This window comes from Vibrio sp. A1-b2, assembly GCF_021726015.1.
In the GTDB taxonomy this organism is placed as follows: domain Bacteria; phylum Pseudomonadota; class Gammaproteobacteria; order Enterobacterales; family Vibrionaceae; genus Vibrio; species Vibrio diazotrophicus.
In genome coordinates this window covers 480,630-494,335 of the sequence record NZ_JAKKCI010000001.1, presented here as the reverse complement: position 1 = coordinate 494,335, position 13,706 = coordinate 480,630, and the positions used below count along the sequence as shown (strand labels likewise).

Here is a 13,706-nt window from a genome sequence, read left to right as displayed (position 1 = left end):
AAAATGTCTCGTTATTGTTCTCAGTGTGGAAAGGCTCGTAAAGCGTGTATCTGTGACAACATTGTTGCGCTTGATTCGCAGGTCGAGCTTATCATCCTTCAACACCCAACAGAAGAACACCGTCCTATGGGAACGGCGCGAATTTTAAGTTTGTCACTGGTCAACAGTCGCCTGTTGGTCGGGGAAGACTTCCGCGAACATGGTGAACTAAACCAACTATTAGCAGAGCCGGATGTTGAGCATTTTGTTCTATATCCTAGTGATGTTTCTCTATCGGCAGCGGATGTAGCGTTACCAATTGAGAAAAAAATTCGCATCATTTTGCTGGATGGAACATGGAAAAAAGCATTCAAGCTGTGGCAGCTAAATACTCAGCTTCACCATCTGCCTTGCTTGCATTTGCCAGAAGATTTGAAAGGTAACTATCGTATTCGTAAAGCGCCAAGCGAAAATGCGCTGTCAACCGTTGAGGCCGGTTTTCATGTTCTCAGCATGATGCAGCCAGAGAAAGATTTTTCGCCTCTTTTAGACACATTTGAAGCCATGATCGATTATCAAATTCAGCAAATGCCTGCTGGCGTATTTGAGCGCAACTATCGTTCCTAAGCGCGTGCTAATAATGAGTGTGAGCAGAGAATAGCTGCTGATGTAGACGCTGTGCATAAGCATCGGTCATTGCAGAAATATAATCGCAAATGACCCGTAACCCATCGCCTGATGTTTGCTCTGCATTAAGCCATTTTTCCTTGGTGGCGGATGGAAGCAATCTTTCTGGATCAGCGGCTAAAGCTTCAAACATATCCATAATGATTTGTTGCCCTTTATACTCAAAACGCTGCACTTCAGGTATTTGAATGACATATTGGCTAACAAAGTGCTTAAGCACTTCCAAAGCGGTTGCCATGTGAGGTTCCAAGTAAGCATTTAGAGCGAGCAGTTCACTATGGAAAGGTGCATTAACGGGTTGAATGCTGATGCTGGTAAGCAGGGCATTGACTATGCCGCCTATAGCATCTTTGCGCACATGGTGTTTGCCAGAAAAAAGCATATCACTGAGCTTGCCTGTATTCTCGCCAAACCAAGGGTCGCCACATTTCTCCAACTGGGCAGCCGCTTCACTCCACTGCTGACGAGTGACCATACCAAGTACAATCGCATCTTCTAAATCGTGAACACCGTACGCAATGTCATCCGCCAGTTCCATAATGGAACAATCGAGCGACTTGAAGCGAGTTTTCTGATGTTGGTAGGGTGACTGTATTCCGTCACGCATTTGGCTAATCAGTGCTCTGTCATGAGCATCAAGAGGCTCTAAGACCCAGTCAAAAACAAAGCTGTCACAGTTATAAACCCCTTTCGCTGGTGACCAGTCTTTCGCTTTTAACTGACGCTGGTGAGGAACGGATTCCGGTATTTTTTCTGCACGGGTTGCACTCAGCAGGGCAGGATATTTCAATAACCCGAGCAGAGTACGTCGTGCAAGGTTCATTCCGTGATGTTCAGTATAGGGTTCTAAGCAGGTGACAATTCTGAACGTCTGAGCGTTGCCTTCAAAACCACCATGTTCACGCATCATATAATTCAAGGCGACTTCACCACCGTGCCCATAAGGTGGGTGCCCAATATCGTGTGCTAAACAAAGTGAATCAATTAATGTGTCGCTGCCCAATAACTCACTGAATTCGGGTTGTTTCAGTTTGAGTTGGGCGACGATGCCTGTGCCAATTTGCGCGGCTTCCAAAGAGTGAGTCAGGCGAGTGCGGTGGAAGTCATTGAGACTGGTACCGTGCACCTGAGTTTTTGCTTGCAGGCGTCGAAAAGCGGCGGAGTGGAGTATGCGTGCTCTGTCTCGCTGGAAAGGGCTGCGGTGATCATTACGGCGAATTTTATGCTCGTCGTTCTTACGTTCTTGCCATAGAGCATTGCATTCGTAGTTTTCCGCGAGGTCGAAAGAGGGTTTCATTCATAACTCCTACAAGGTGTTTGTATAACTTATAGTGACTTAGCGGTGTTCGTCCAGAGATAACGCGAAATTACTTTGGTGCCTTAATTTTCATTAGGAAGATTTGAAACACCAAGCCGTGTCAGTATGGCGTTGTAAGTACCATCTTCTTTCATAGATGACAGGCCTTGGTTGAATGCTTGAGTCAGCTCATCACTTCGAGATAACTTGCGACTAAATGCATTATAGACTTCGTAAGTGCGAAATGGCGGATCGAGGATTTCTATATGTTCGGAGGAATTGCTCGGTTCTAATCCAGAATTTTGCATGAAGCGAAAATATTCCCGAGCCATCAAAGCAAGGTCAACTCTTTCCTTAACTAGCATAGACAAACTAACCAAATTAGAGTTTGCCGGATATAAATTAAGCCCTTCGGTTTGAGCGTCATCGGCTTGCAGGGTGCCTATCTGAACGGCAATAAGGAGATTTTTATTATCATCGAATGAGTCAGTTTTATTCAGTGGGTTTCGTTTTTTAATAAACACCTGTTCACTAGAATAAATACTGAAAGAGTAAGAAAGCGTTTTCTCTCTTTCTTGTGCGAAGTACAACCCTAGAATGCCGTCGACTAGGCCATTCTGTGCGCTGCTGAGGGCTCGTTTCCAAGGCATAAACGTCAGTTCTAGTGTGTATCCCGAGCGCTGAAAAGCTTCTCTGGTTATTGCAGCTAAAAAACCATTTTCGGGTAGATTTTTCCCATAGAAGGGAGGCCACTCCATCGCGGATAAATTGACCGTATTGGCGTAACTCGGCGGGATGAAACATGAAAGAATCAGTGAAGTTAAAATCAATAGGCGCTTGAAGTACCCAAACATAAAGCATCTCCGTTATTAACGGTATGATTATAGACGATATTTGATGTTTGGCTTTTTCGAGCGGAGTGTCCTATTGAATAAGCATGTTTAAAGAATCCTTCAAACATGCTTTTTATATCAACACGGGTTCTAGCTAATTTCGTCCAGTGTTAATTCAAAACTTGGGGCGAAAGTGTTTAGAAAATACTCCATTTCTTGCGAATAGCGCTCTTTCAACGTTACGTCTAAGCGCTTTTTCGCTAACGCATATTCGTGATTACCCGCACTCAGCTCTTCTAAGCATTTCAGATAAGCACAGATACAGTCTGCTTGTTTGACGATAGCGGCATCATCCGGATGTGAAGATTCTGAAACTAAGAAAGGCGCGAAGTCTTCATGGAACTCTTCAGGCAACATAGACAGAAGACGTTTCTCTGCCGCTGCTTCTATCTTTTTGTATTCTTTAGCGATATCTGGATTGTAGTACTTGATTGGGGTTGGCAAATCGCCTGTTAATACTTCGCTGCTATCGTGGTACATCGCTAAAATGGCTATGCGCTCAGGATTGAGCTTTCCACCAAATTTTTTGTTTTTGATTACCGCCAAAGCATGAGCAACAAAAGCCACTTGCAGGCTGTGCTCTGAGATATTTTCCTTAGAGATTGAACGCATTAATGGCCAGCGTTGAATCAGCTTCATTCGGGCGAGGTGGGCGAAAAAATGACTCTCTTGCATAACATTCCAACTTGTTCAGCATAAAAAACGGGCTCTCTTGAGTGTACAGAAGAGAGCCCGTTAATTCTAATACTCTTACCGTTTGGCTTGCCGATTAAGGGTTCGAATATGATATTTGTAATATAAAATTATTGACTGTAAGTGCTTAGGAAGCGTTCAAAGCGTCCGATGGCGATTTCCAGATCTTCAACGTGTGGCAGCGTTACGATACGGAAATGGTCAGGCTTCGGCCAGTTAAAGCCAGTGCCTTGAACCAACAGTACTTTTTCCTGAACTAAGAAATCCAACACCATTTTTTGGTCATCTTTGATGTTGTACATCTTAGTGTCGATTTTCGGGAACAAGTACATCGCGCCTTTCGGTTTCACACAAGAAACCCCAGGGATCTGGTTAATCATTTCCCATGCTTTATCACGCTGCTCTAACAGGCGACCACCAGGAAGAATGAGTTCATTGATACTTTGATAACCGCCCAGTGCTGTTTGGATTGCATGTTGCATAGGAACGTTGGCACACAAACGCATTGATGAGAGCATCTCAAGACCTGCGATATAACCCTTAGCATAATGCTTAGGACCAGTCAGGAACATCCAGCCGCTGCGGAAACCACAAACACGGTAAGCTTTAGACAGGCCGTTAAATGTCACAACCAGTACATCTTCCGTCAGACTTGCTACTGGAGTATGCGTTGCACCGTCATAAAGTACTTTGTCGTAGATTTCATCTGCGAAAATGATCAATTTATGCTGCCGTGCAATTTCAATCACTTCTAACAGAAAATCGCGACTGTAAACCGCACCAGTAGGGTTGTTCGGGTTAATCAGAACAATACCGCGAGTTTTTGGTGTGATTTTCTTTTTAATGTCATCCAGATCTGGGTACCAGTCTGCTTGTTCATCACAGATGTAATGCACCGCAGTACCACCAGAAAGAGACACAGCAGCAGTCCATAACGGATAGTCAGGCGCTGGCACTAACATTTCGTCGCCATTATTCAGTAGGGCTTGCATCGCCATTACGATCAGTTCAGATACGCCGTTACCTAAGTAAACGTCTTCGACGTCTAGGCTGCGGATACCTTTTTTCTGATAGTGCTGAACGACAGCTTTACGAGCGGAATAAATACCTTTCGAATCACAATAGCCTTGCGAAGTCGGCATATTACGGATCACGTCAACCAGGATTTCGTCTGGGGCGTCGAAGCCAAATGGGGCCGGGTTACCGATATTTAGCTTCAGTATTTTATGCCCCTCTTCCTCCATGCGCTTAGCATGTTTGAGTACAGGACCCCTAATGTCGTAGCAGACATTATCGAGTTTTGACGACATCCCGATATTTTGCATTTTTTTATTCCTGAGAATGGTTGAATTTCTTTATTAAACTAACTCAAATAGAAGTTTTTTAGAATAAAAATCTGTAAAAAGTCTGCTTTATGGTGAGTGAGTTGAATGTCATTTTGTTGAAGTGATGTAAAAGATAGAGCATAACCTTGATTTAAATAAGTTCTCTCAATAGAGTAGCCAAAGGTATACCAAATCTCCTTAACTACGAGGTTGTTTTGTCTAAATTTTATCAAGCCGTTGCTCAGTTAATTGAGCAAGTAAGTAACGCGAGAGAAAACGATGTTCGTTTTGTCCAAGAGTTGGCAGACAAGCCACCATTCGCGTTTATAGATTGGCTTGAAGCCCAACCTATTTTCCCTAAATTTTACTGGCAATCACGAGACACTCGTGACGAAGTAGTCGCATTAGGGCAGTTATACACCTTTACTGAGCCAGAGCCTGCTTACGCCATTCTGGGCGAAGGCCAGCGAGTATGGGGCGGACGTTCTTTTGATGGGCGGACGGAGAAGAACCGTTACTGCATGGCTTCTTTTTTCTTTCTGCCACAGATTGAGTTAATCCGTTTCGATGATAAATGGTCGTTAGCTGCAAATGTGAGCCACGAAAAACACCGCACATTAGCCACGCTCAACAAACTGCTGGTGGACGTTACGCCAATTCGGACGCTGCAAAGCGAGATTGTGCATGTAACACATACACCGGATGAAAACGGTTGGAATCACCTTGTAGAAAAAGTCTTGCGTGGTATTGAGCTGAAAGAGTTCAAAAAAGTGGTTCTGGCACGAAAAACAAGCTTGCAGCTAGACAGCAACTTAAGTGCTGCTCAGCTTTTAAAAGCAAGCTATGCGCAGAATCATCACAGCTTCCACTTCCTGCTATCGATTGATACAAAGCACAGTTTCATGGGTTCTACGCCGGAACGTTTGTATTACCGCCAAGGCAGTGAACTGCAGACAGAAGCGTTGGCTGGCACAATTGGACGGGGTCACAATGCCAGTCAGGATTTAGAACTGGCAAATTGGTTAACGAAAGATACAAAAAATCTGAATGAAAACCAGTTGGTTGTGGATGACATTGTTGAGCGTTTAGAACCGCATTCTCATCAAGTGTTTGTTGAAGAGGAAGCCCGATTGGTTCGCTTACGCAAAGTTCAACATTTGAAGCGTTCTATCCGTGCTGAGCTGAAACAAGGTATTAACGGCATTCAATTGTTGAGTGCGTTGCAGCCGACAGCCGCCGTGGCAGGTTTACCTCGCAAAGAAGCGTTGGATTTTATCACCCAAAACGAGCCTTTTGCGCGCGGTTGGTACGCAGGTTCTATGGGTTACTTTAGCCATCAAAAAGCCGAGTTTTGTGTCGCGATTCGCAGCGCATTAGTGCTGGAAAAAGAAGTTCAGCTTTTTGCCGGTGCGGGTATTGTTCCCGGCTCGGTTGCAGAACATGAGTGGCAGGAACTGGATAAGAAAATGTCGACGCTGTTGAGTTTAATCTCAGACAAGCTGCCTTTAGGAGTGGCTTCATGAGCCAAGATCAAGCGGTACTGAACCGAATTTGGTGCAAGGTTATCTTAGAAGAGTTGGCACGATTTGGTGTGACTGAAGTTTGCGTGGCTCCGGGTTCTCGTTCTACACCTTTAACACTTGAAGCTGACGCAAACGCAAAGTTAAACCTGCACACTCACTATGATGAACGCGGGCTTGGTTTCCTTGCATTAGGTCTAGCGAAAGCAAGCAACAAGCCTGTCGCTGTTATCGTTACATCCGGCACGGCTGTAGCGAATTTACTTCCTGCTATTGCAGAAGCAAAACTAACCGGTGAAAAACTGATAGTACTTACTGCTGACCGCCCTGTTGAACTGGTAGGTTGTGGCGCGAACCAAGCAATTGTGCAGCATGACATTTTTTCTTCGCATGTGACAAAAGCGGTTTACCTGCCCAGCCCTGATGTTGGCGTCTCACTTAACTGGTTGTTGACTACTATTGATGATGCTTGTTACCAGCAGGAGCAGGCAGGCAGCGCGATCCATATTAACTGCCCATTCTCTGAGCCCTTGTATTCCAATGGTGACGATTCACAGTATCAGGATTACCTCGCTACGATTGGTGAATGGTCGCAATCCGAACAAATTTATTGCCAACGACACTTTAGCATTTCGCAGGTTTCTCTTATCTCCAACGAAATATTGAGTAACAAAGGCGTCGTCATTGTTGGCTCGGTGAGTTTAAAAGAGGCGTTGGCGGCTAAGCGGTTCGCCCAAAAGCTGGGTTGGCCTCTGCTGTGTGACCCTCAATCAGGTATCAGCAGTCAATGGGCACACTTTGATTTATGGCTGCAAAATGCCACAGCAAAAACTCAGCTTAATCAATGTGAGCAAATCATTCAGTTTGGCTCTCGTATCGTCTCCAAGCGTTTAAATCAATGGCTTTCGGAACAAGTGAGCCAAAGAAATTGCCGATATGGTTATGTTTCCCCTAGTTCGGACAGAAACAATCCTGCGCATCTTCCTCAGCAACATTGGGTGGCAGATATTTCTGACTGGGTCGCTTCTGCCATAGAACAATGGACAGCGCTAACGCCGCTACAATCTGGCTGGGCGGATTCACTAATAGCGTATTCAACGGCCATTTCACAATTGGCGAAGTTGCATTTATCTCAACAGCATTTAACCGAAATCGCAGTCGCACTTGAGCTGAGTGATGGCGATACGGACGCAGCGTTGTTCTTGGGCAACAGCTTGATTGTACGTTTAGCGGATATGTTCAGCGTGATAGATCAACGTGACGTGTACTCAAATCGCGGAGCGTCTGGTATTGATGGACTTGTTGCGACAGCGGCTGGCGTACATCGCGCAATTGATAAACCTATGTTGATGATATTGGGTGATACCTCGCTACTTTACGATCTCAACTCGTTGGCGTTAGTGCGCGCAAGTAAACATCCGCTGGTGATCGTTGTCTGCAATAACGATGGTGGCGCGATATTCGATTTGCTTCCTGTACCTGCTGAAAAGCGTGAAGCGCTTTACCAGATGCCACATGGCATGAACTTTAAAGCCGCAGCAGCGCAATTTGGTTTGCACTATGCGCAACCTGAGACGCTTCATGCTTATCGCTCTTTAGTGCAGGAACATTTGCAGTCGGGTGAGGGATGTCTCCTGGTGGAGGTCATCACGCCACCTCAACAAGCTTCAGCACAAATCAAGCAACTGACCGCTCAGATTCATGCTTTATAGTCACTCTTGCTTTAAGCAAACCACCAAAGAAGGCGAGCCCGTGCTGGTCTTTTTGCATGGTTTGCTGGGCAGTGGCGAAGACTGGCAATCCTCGATTGAACAACTTCCTAACAGCAATTGGATCACCATAGACCTTCCCGGGCATGGTCAAAGTCAAGAGTATGCCTGTGCAGATTTTTTTCAGTGCTGCCAACAAATTTCTCACACAATCCTTTCCCAGCTAGAACCTAATACACCCATTATTTTGATTGGATACTCATTGGGTGGTCGCATCGCCATGTTAGGGGTTGCGCTTGAACTGTTTTCGAATCTCAACCTTGTTGGATTGGTTATCGAAGGTGGGAATTTTGGTTTACAGAATGAACAAGAGAAAAAAGCGCGCTGGGAAAATGATAGTTGTTGGGCGCAGCGATTTCGCTTGGAACCGATTGAGCAAGTATTGAACGATTGGTATCAGCAAGCGGTGTTTAGTTCACTAAATGATGAGCAAAGACAAACTCTGATCACAAAGCGTAGTGCTAATCTTGGGAACGAGATAGCAAATATGCTGTTATCGACATCGTTAGCAAATCAACCATACTTACTACCTGCATTGCAGCAACTTTCGTTGCCAGTGCTTTATGTGTGTGGAGCAAACGATGACAAATTTCGTCAACTCGCCGAACAGAGCGGGCTGACTTACAGTCAAATTGAAAGCGCAGGACACAATGTTCATCAAGAACAGCCAAGTGCTTTTGCGAAGACAATTCAGCGATTTATAGACTCACTCCACAAAGAAGTGAGAAGCAACAATATTGGGGATCACCATGGCTAAAACAGTAGGCATTTCAGAAGAAGAACTTTACGCACCAGTGGCGTGGCATGATTGCAGCGGCAGTTTTGAAGATATTCACTACCACAAATCTGAAGATGGTATCGCGAAAATCACCATCGCTCGTCCTCAAGTACGTAACGCATTCCGCCCTCAAACGGTAAAAGAGATGATCAATGCGTTAGCAGATGCTCGTTACGACGAAGGTGTGGGTGTCATCATCCTTACCGGTTTAGGTGAAGATGCATTCTGCTCTGGTGGCGACCAGAAGATTCGTGGCGACTACGGCGGTTACAAAGACGACACCGGCACTCACCACCTAAACGTGTTGGACTTCCAACGCCAAATTCGTACCTGTCCAAAACCTGTGATCGCATCTGTTGCGGGCTGGGCGGTAGGCGGTGGTCACGTTCTGCACATGATGTGTGATCTTACTATCGCGGCAGAAAATGCGCAGTTCGGTCAAACAGGACCAAAAGTGGGTTCTTTCGATGGCGGCTGGGGTGCCTCTTATATGGCTCGCATCGTGGGTCAGAAAAAAGCACGCGAAATCTGGTTCCTTTGCCGTTTCTATAACGCTCAGGAAGCGTTGGATATGGGCTTAGTCAATACTGTTGTTCCACTGGCTGATCTTGAAAAAGAGACGGTACGTTGGTGTCGTGAAGTGCTGCAACACAGCCCTATGGCGCTTCGTTGTCTGAAAGCAGCACTGAATGCAGACTGTGATGGTCAAGCTGGTCTTCAAGAGCTGGCGGGTAACGCAACCATGTTGTTCTACATGACTGACGAAGGGCAGGAAGGACGCAATGCGTTTAATGAAAAACGTCGTCCGGACTTCAACAAGTTCCCTCGCAACCCTTAATGTTGCAGACGCTTATGGTTAATGGCTGACAGTTTTTAACTATTAGCTGTACGAAATCAGGGTCAGCAGTCTCGTTACACTGACCCATAGTCAAAAAATTAGGTTTTATATGCGCAGTGCAAAACTGTACCGCTATGCATTACCCATGGATAGCGGAGTGATTCTTCGTGAAGAGAAACTGTCTGTACGCGAAGGTTTTGTTGTTGAACTTCGTGAAGATGGAAAAGTAGGGCTCGGGGAAATTGCGCCCTTAAAAGGATTCAGTGTCGAAACGCCAGATGAAGCGGGTGCGTTAGCAAAAGAGCAGCTTGAACTTTGGGTTCAAGGGCAATCGCTGAGCTACGATGAGCTGTTTCCATCAGTTGCCTTCGGGTTATCGATGGCGGAATTAGAGTTAGCTGGTGGTTTACCACAAGAGGGTGAGTATAACGCTGCACCGCTTTGTACTGGTGATCCTGACGACCTCATTCCAACGCTGAACAATATGCCGGGCAGAAAAGTGGCGAAAATCAAAGTGGGTTTGTACGAACCGATTCGTGACGGCATGTTGGTGAATCTATTCTTAGAATCTATGCCAGACCTTTATCTCCGCTTGGATGCCAATCGAGCTTGGACAAAAGAAAAAGCCGCGAAATTTGCCCAATATATCGCGCCTTCAAGACGCAGCAGAATTGCTTACCTTGAAGAGCCGTGTATGTCGCCAAGTGACAGTCTGGCTTTTGCTATTGATACCGGTATTGGAATTGCGTGGGATGAAACCCTGCAACACGCGGTTCGCAGTGATGAGTTCAAACTTGAACAACTGGTAGGGGCGAAAACCATTGTTATCAAGCCAACGCTGATAGGTTCTGTCGAACGTTGTAAAACGTTGATTGAAAAAGCTAAGGCGTTAAAAATTCAGGCAGTGGTCAGTTCAAGTATTGAATCAAGTTTAGGCCTGACTCAGTTAGCTCGTCTGTCTAAATGGCTGATGCCGGAAGAAATTCCGGGGCTAGATACGATAGAGCTGTTTAAAGCTCAGCTTGTTACCTCATGGCCGGATTGCAATATTCCGGTTGCGAATCTCGAAGACCAAGAGCTTATCTGGTCGTCGGAGACAGCATGACCCCTTGGCAACATTATCAACAGTGTCACCCAGATAAGGTGGCACTTTGCTTTTATGACCCACAGGGTAGAGAGCAGCGGTTGACGTGGCAGCAACTTAGCCATCATGTAGACCAATACCAAGCGTCTCTGCTATCAAAGGGAATCAAAGCGGGTGAAGTGCTCACCTTAGTGGGAAAGAATCACATACAGATGCTTATGTGGTTTTTGGCTGCCCAACAATCTGGGGTAGTGTGCGCTTTTGCGATGCCTCAAACGATTTCTCAGCTGACTGACAAACTAGATACCCTCTACACACCATCTCAAACGGCTTATGTGTGGTTAGCGGATAGCGCTCAATGTCGAGCGGAAGACTTTCAACACATTGAGAGAAAAATAGCGTTCATCGAGTTTGACGATCATCTTTGCAACCCTAATTCTGTTTCTCTTCACTCTCAATACAAGGCTGACAACTTAGCCAGCATCATTTTTACGTCAGGTTCCACAGGCAAACCGAAAGCTGTTGCCCATAATCACAGTCAGCATCTTGCCTCGGCGCAGGGGTTACTCGAAGTATTTCGCTTTCAAGCCGGTGATTCTTGGTTGCTAAGCCTGCCCATGTACCATGTTTCTGGATTAGCGATTGTTTATCGTTGGCTAAGCTCAGGAGCTTGTTTGAAAATCGGTACGGGAGAGCTTGTTCAAGATATCCAGGATGTCACTCACGCTTCTTTAGTACCCACACAATTAAAGCGCTTGTTGGATAGTAAGCAGGTACTCACTCTTAGCCATGTGTTGCTTGGAGGAAGCCATATTCCACATCAGCTTAGCCAGCAGGCAGCGGCATTGGGAATCGAAACCTGGCTTGGCTACGGAATGACGGAAGCCGCCTCGACAGTGACGGCGAAACGAGTTGATGAAACGGCTACGACTGGCAAGGTACTTTCGCAAAGGAAAGTTAAGCTGGAAGGCGAACGTATTTATATCGGCGGAAATACGCTTGCTCAGGGTTACTTCTTTCAGGGCTCAATGACACCGATAGTGGATGAACAAGGGTGGTTTGACAGTAAAGATTTGGGGCAGTGGGTTGGTGATGAATTGGTGATTATCGGTCGTGCTGATAACTTATTTATCTCTGGTGGAGAAAACATTCACTGTGAAGAGATTGAAAGCGTACTGAACCAACATCCAGATATTCAGCTTGCGATGGTTGTTCCGGTAACCGATGCAGAGTACGGCGCTCGTCCGGTGGCGGTGATTCGCAGCCAAAAGCAGTTCGAAAAACCGGAAGGCGATATGTTGTGCAGTGGCAAACTTGAAAAATTCAAATGGCCGGTCGCGTATTTTCAGATGCCGGACGAACTGTTAGAAACAGGAATAAAAGTCTCTCGCAAAGCGGTTAAAGATTGGCTGAAGGATCATCAGAACCAATACATACCGCTATGAACTGCACTTGTGAACTGAAAATCGGGAGTCTGTGAACTCATAACCGAACGTTTGTGAACTTAAAACCGAAAGTTAAAAGCTGCGGTTATGAGTTAGTCCAAAACAGAATTTCTCTTCTTATAACTCATGAGCATAATAGACCCAGATTTTTGAGAATTTAAGACTATAGTGTCTATATTCAAGGGGCTGTTATGTTCAAAGGGCTTTTTATTGTCACCATCGCACTGCAACTATTGATTGCTTTTACACAAAACGGCTGGGTACGCTCGGTGGCGGAGCTGAGTGCGTTCTTATTAGTTGTATTATTCAGCCTTGCGGTTAAACCGTTTACCACCAAGCCTGAGCCATTAAACCGTCAGAAGTAACCAGCCCAAAGACGACACTGATATCGCAATCCATAGAATCACACCAAACAGCAGCGGCTTAGGCCCAGAAGCCTTCAAACGTGCAGGTGAAATACTGCAACCAATCAGAAACAGACAGATCACCAGAACCTGTTTAGCAATCGAAAACACACCTTGATAGATTTGTTGCCACTGTGGAAATAAGTCACTGAACCCAATTGCCAGACAGTAGAAAAGGATGAAGTAAGGGATAGCCAGTTTGCGAGAATGGCTCTTGAACAACCAAGCGCTCACTAATGCCACAGGTACAATCCAAAGCGCTCGCGCCAATTTAAGTGTGGTTGCTGTTTTAAGTGCTTCTTCACCATAGGCTGAAGCGGCACCAACAACAGAAGAAGTATCATGAATTGCAATCGCTGCCCAAGTACCAAACGTATGTTGGTCGAGTGATAACGCGTGCCCAATCATCGGAAAGATAAACAGCGCGATAGAATTCAGTACAAAAACAGTGCCTAAAGCTAAGCCAGTTTGGTCATCATCGGCATTAATTGCTGGAGCGACAGCAGCAATCGCACTTCCGCCACAAATTGCGGTACCAGAAGCGATTAAATGCCCTGTTTTCTTCTCAAGTCCCATTGCTTTGGCAACAAAAGTACCAATAACGAGTGTGCCGCAGATGGTTGCCAGAATAAGGCCAATACCGTCACTGGTGACAGTTAACGCTTGTTGCAGAGGAATGCCAAAACCTAAGCCAACGATAGAGTAAGCCAACAGTTTCTTGGTGAGCTTTGCGATAGGAATGTGCGCGGGAACCCAGCCTAAGGAAGCAATCAAAAAACCCATAACCAAAGCGCTTGGAGACGTAATCCAAGGAGAAAGGCAAAGTGCGCCACCCAGCCAAAATGGAAGGTGAATAGGTTTGATGTTCATAGTGACTACCTTACAACAACATTCACAGACAATGTTTTTAAGTCCCGCTTTTCAGCACGATTTTGCTAAACGGCGAGCTCTGAACCGTTTGGAGGGGCATTGTAACGAGAAGTGGTTGGTCAGG

The 13,706-nt window shown here is 45.7% G+C and carries 13 protein-coding genes; 8 read left to right on the top strand and 5 right to left on the bottom strand.

The features are described from left to right. Positions 1 to 3: 3 nt before the first annotated feature. Positions 4 to 606, top strand: coding sequence for a DTW domain-containing protein (locus L3V23_RS02160; RefSeq protein ID WP_237291895.1), 603 nt, complete (start codon positions 4 to 6; stop codon positions 604 to 606). Between the two features lie 7 nt (positions 607 to 613). On the opposite strand, the gene L3V23_RS02155 is transcribed toward L3V23_RS02160, so the two are convergent. From L3V23_RS02155 to L3V23_RS02140, 4 genes are all read right to left on the bottom strand, one after another. Then, a complete protein-coding gene (locus tag L3V23_RS02155) occupies positions 614 to 1,963 on the bottom strand; it encodes an anti-phage deoxyguanosine triphosphatase (protein WP_042483526.1) in 1,350 nt (449 codons plus the stop codon). An 83-nt stretch (positions 1,964 to 2,046) separates the two neighbouring features. Beyond that, positions 2,047 to 2,817, bottom strand: coding sequence for a transporter substrate-binding domain-containing protein (locus L3V23_RS02150; protein WP_237291894.1), 771 nt, complete (start codon positions 2,815 to 2,817; stop codon positions 2,047 to 2,049). A 129-nt stretch (positions 2,818 to 2,946) separates the two neighbouring features. Next, positions 2,947 to 3,531: a 5'-deoxynucleotidase gene (gene yfbR / locus L3V23_RS02145; protein WP_042483516.1), complete on the bottom strand. Its 585-nt coding sequence runs from the start codon at positions 3,529 to 3,531 to the stop codon at positions 2,947 to 2,949. 128 nt (positions 3,532 to 3,659) lie between these two features. Next, positions 3,660 to 4,874: a pyridoxal phosphate-dependent aminotransferase gene (locus L3V23_RS02140; RefSeq protein WP_042483514.1), complete on the bottom strand. Its 1,215-nt coding sequence runs from the start codon at positions 4,872 to 4,874 to the stop codon at positions 3,660 to 3,662. Between the two features lie 215 nt (positions 4,875 to 5,089). Here L3V23_RS02140 and L3V23_RS02135 point away from each other — a divergent pair, with 215 nt between their 5' ends. From L3V23_RS02135 to L3V23_RS02105, 7 genes are all read left to right on the top strand, one after another. After that, positions 5,090 to 6,397: an isochorismate synthase MenF gene (locus L3V23_RS02135; protein WP_237291893.1), complete on the top strand. Its 1,308-nt coding sequence runs from the start codon at positions 5,090 to 5,092 to the stop codon at positions 6,395 to 6,397. Then, complete coding sequence (menD, locus tag L3V23_RS02130; protein ID WP_237291892.1) at positions 6,394 to 8,106, top strand: 2-succinyl-5-enolpyruvyl-6-hydroxy-3-cyclohexene-1-carboxylic-acid synthase; 1,713 nt, start codon at positions 6,394 to 6,396, stop codon at positions 8,104 to 8,106. The genes L3V23_RS02135 and menD overlap by 4 nt, the downstream gene beginning before the upstream one ends. Further along, on the top strand, positions 8,096 to 8,920 hold the full coding sequence (gene menH, locus L3V23_RS02125; protein WP_237291891.1) for a 2-succinyl-6-hydroxy-2,4-cyclohexadiene-1-carboxylate synthase: 825 nt from the start codon (positions 8,096 to 8,098) through the stop codon (positions 8,918 to 8,920). The genes menD and menH overlap by 11 nt, the downstream gene beginning before the upstream one ends. Continuing rightward, positions 8,913 to 9,779, top strand: coding sequence for a 1,4-dihydroxy-2-naphthoyl-CoA synthase (menB, locus tag L3V23_RS02120; RefSeq protein WP_042483502.1), 867 nt, complete (start codon positions 8,913 to 8,915; stop codon positions 9,777 to 9,779). Before menH ends, menB begins: the two co-directional genes overlap by 8 nt. A gap of 109 nt (positions 9,780 to 9,888) precedes the next feature. Then, positions 9,889 to 10,884, top strand: a complete 996-nt coding sequence (gene menC, locus L3V23_RS02115) for an o-succinylbenzoate synthase (RefSeq protein WP_237291890.1) — start codon at positions 9,889 to 9,891, stop codon at positions 10,882 to 10,884. Further along, positions 10,881 to 12,308 carry an o-succinylbenzoate--CoA ligase gene (menE, locus tag L3V23_RS02110; protein WP_237291889.1) on the top strand — a complete coding sequence of 476 codons (1,428 nt, stop codon included), beginning with the start codon at positions 10,881 to 10,883 and terminating at the stop codon, positions 12,306 to 12,308. The genes menC and menE overlap by 4 nt, the downstream gene beginning before the upstream one ends. 191 nt (positions 12,309 to 12,499) lie before the next feature. Continuing rightward, positions 12,500 to 12,673, top strand: coding sequence for a hypothetical protein (locus tag L3V23_RS02105; protein ID WP_167828599.1), 174 nt, complete (start codon positions 12,500 to 12,502; stop codon positions 12,671 to 12,673). Here the strand turns inward: L3V23_RS02105 and L3V23_RS02100 are convergent. Further along, positions 12,656 to 13,582: a putative sulfate exporter family transporter gene (locus L3V23_RS02100; protein ID WP_237291888.1), complete on the bottom strand. Its 927-nt coding sequence runs from the start codon at positions 13,580 to 13,582 to the stop codon at positions 12,656 to 12,658. The two genes, L3V23_RS02105 and L3V23_RS02100, sit on opposite strands and share 18 nt — an antisense overlap. Positions 13,583 to 13,706: the final 124 nt, after the last annotated feature.

What these genes read in the sequence shown, in the direction of transcription:
- L3V23_RS02160 (WP_237291895.1), top strand. Translation starts at nt 4, where the DNA reads ATGTCTCGTTATTGTTCTCAGTGTGGAAAGGCTCGTAAAGCGTGTATC.
- L3V23_RS02155 (WP_042483526.1), bottom strand. Translation starts at nt 1,963, where the DNA reads ATGAAACCCTCTTTCGACCTCGCGGAAAACTACGAATGCAATGCTCTA.
- L3V23_RS02150 (WP_237291894.1), bottom strand. Translation starts at nt 2,817, where the DNA reads ATGTTTGGGTACTTCAAGCGCCTATTGATTTTAACTTCACTGATTCTT.
- yfbR (WP_042483516.1), bottom strand. Translation starts at nt 3,531, where the DNA reads ATGCAAGAGAGTCATTTTTTCGCCCACCTCGCCCGAATGAAGCTGATT.
- L3V23_RS02140 (WP_042483514.1), bottom strand. Translation starts at nt 4,874, where the DNA reads ATGCAAAATATCGGGATGTCGTCAAAACTCGATAATGTCTGCTACGAC.
- menD (WP_237291892.1), top strand. Translation starts at nt 6,394, where the DNA reads ATGAGCCAAGATCAAGCGGTACTGAACCGAATTTGGTGCAAGGTTATC.
- menH (WP_237291891.1), top strand. Translation starts at nt 8,096, where the DNA reads ATGCTTTATAGTCACTCTTGCTTTAAGCAAACCACCAAAGAAGGCGAG.
- menB (WP_042483502.1), top strand. Translation starts at nt 8,913, where the DNA reads ATGGCTAAAACAGTAGGCATTTCAGAAGAAGAACTTTACGCACCAGTG.
- menC (WP_237291890.1), top strand. Translation starts at nt 9,889, where the DNA reads ATGCGCAGTGCAAAACTGTACCGCTATGCATTACCCATGGATAGCGGA.
- menE (WP_237291889.1), top strand. Translation starts at nt 10,881, where the DNA reads ATGACCCCTTGGCAACATTATCAACAGTGTCACCCAGATAAGGTGGCA.
- L3V23_RS02105 (WP_167828599.1), top strand. Translation starts at nt 12,500, where the DNA reads ATGTTCAAAGGGCTTTTTATTGTCACCATCGCACTGCAACTATTGATT.
- L3V23_RS02100 (WP_237291888.1), bottom strand. Translation starts at nt 13,582, where the DNA reads ATGAACATCAAACCTATTCACCTTCCATTTTGGCTGGGTGGCGCACTT.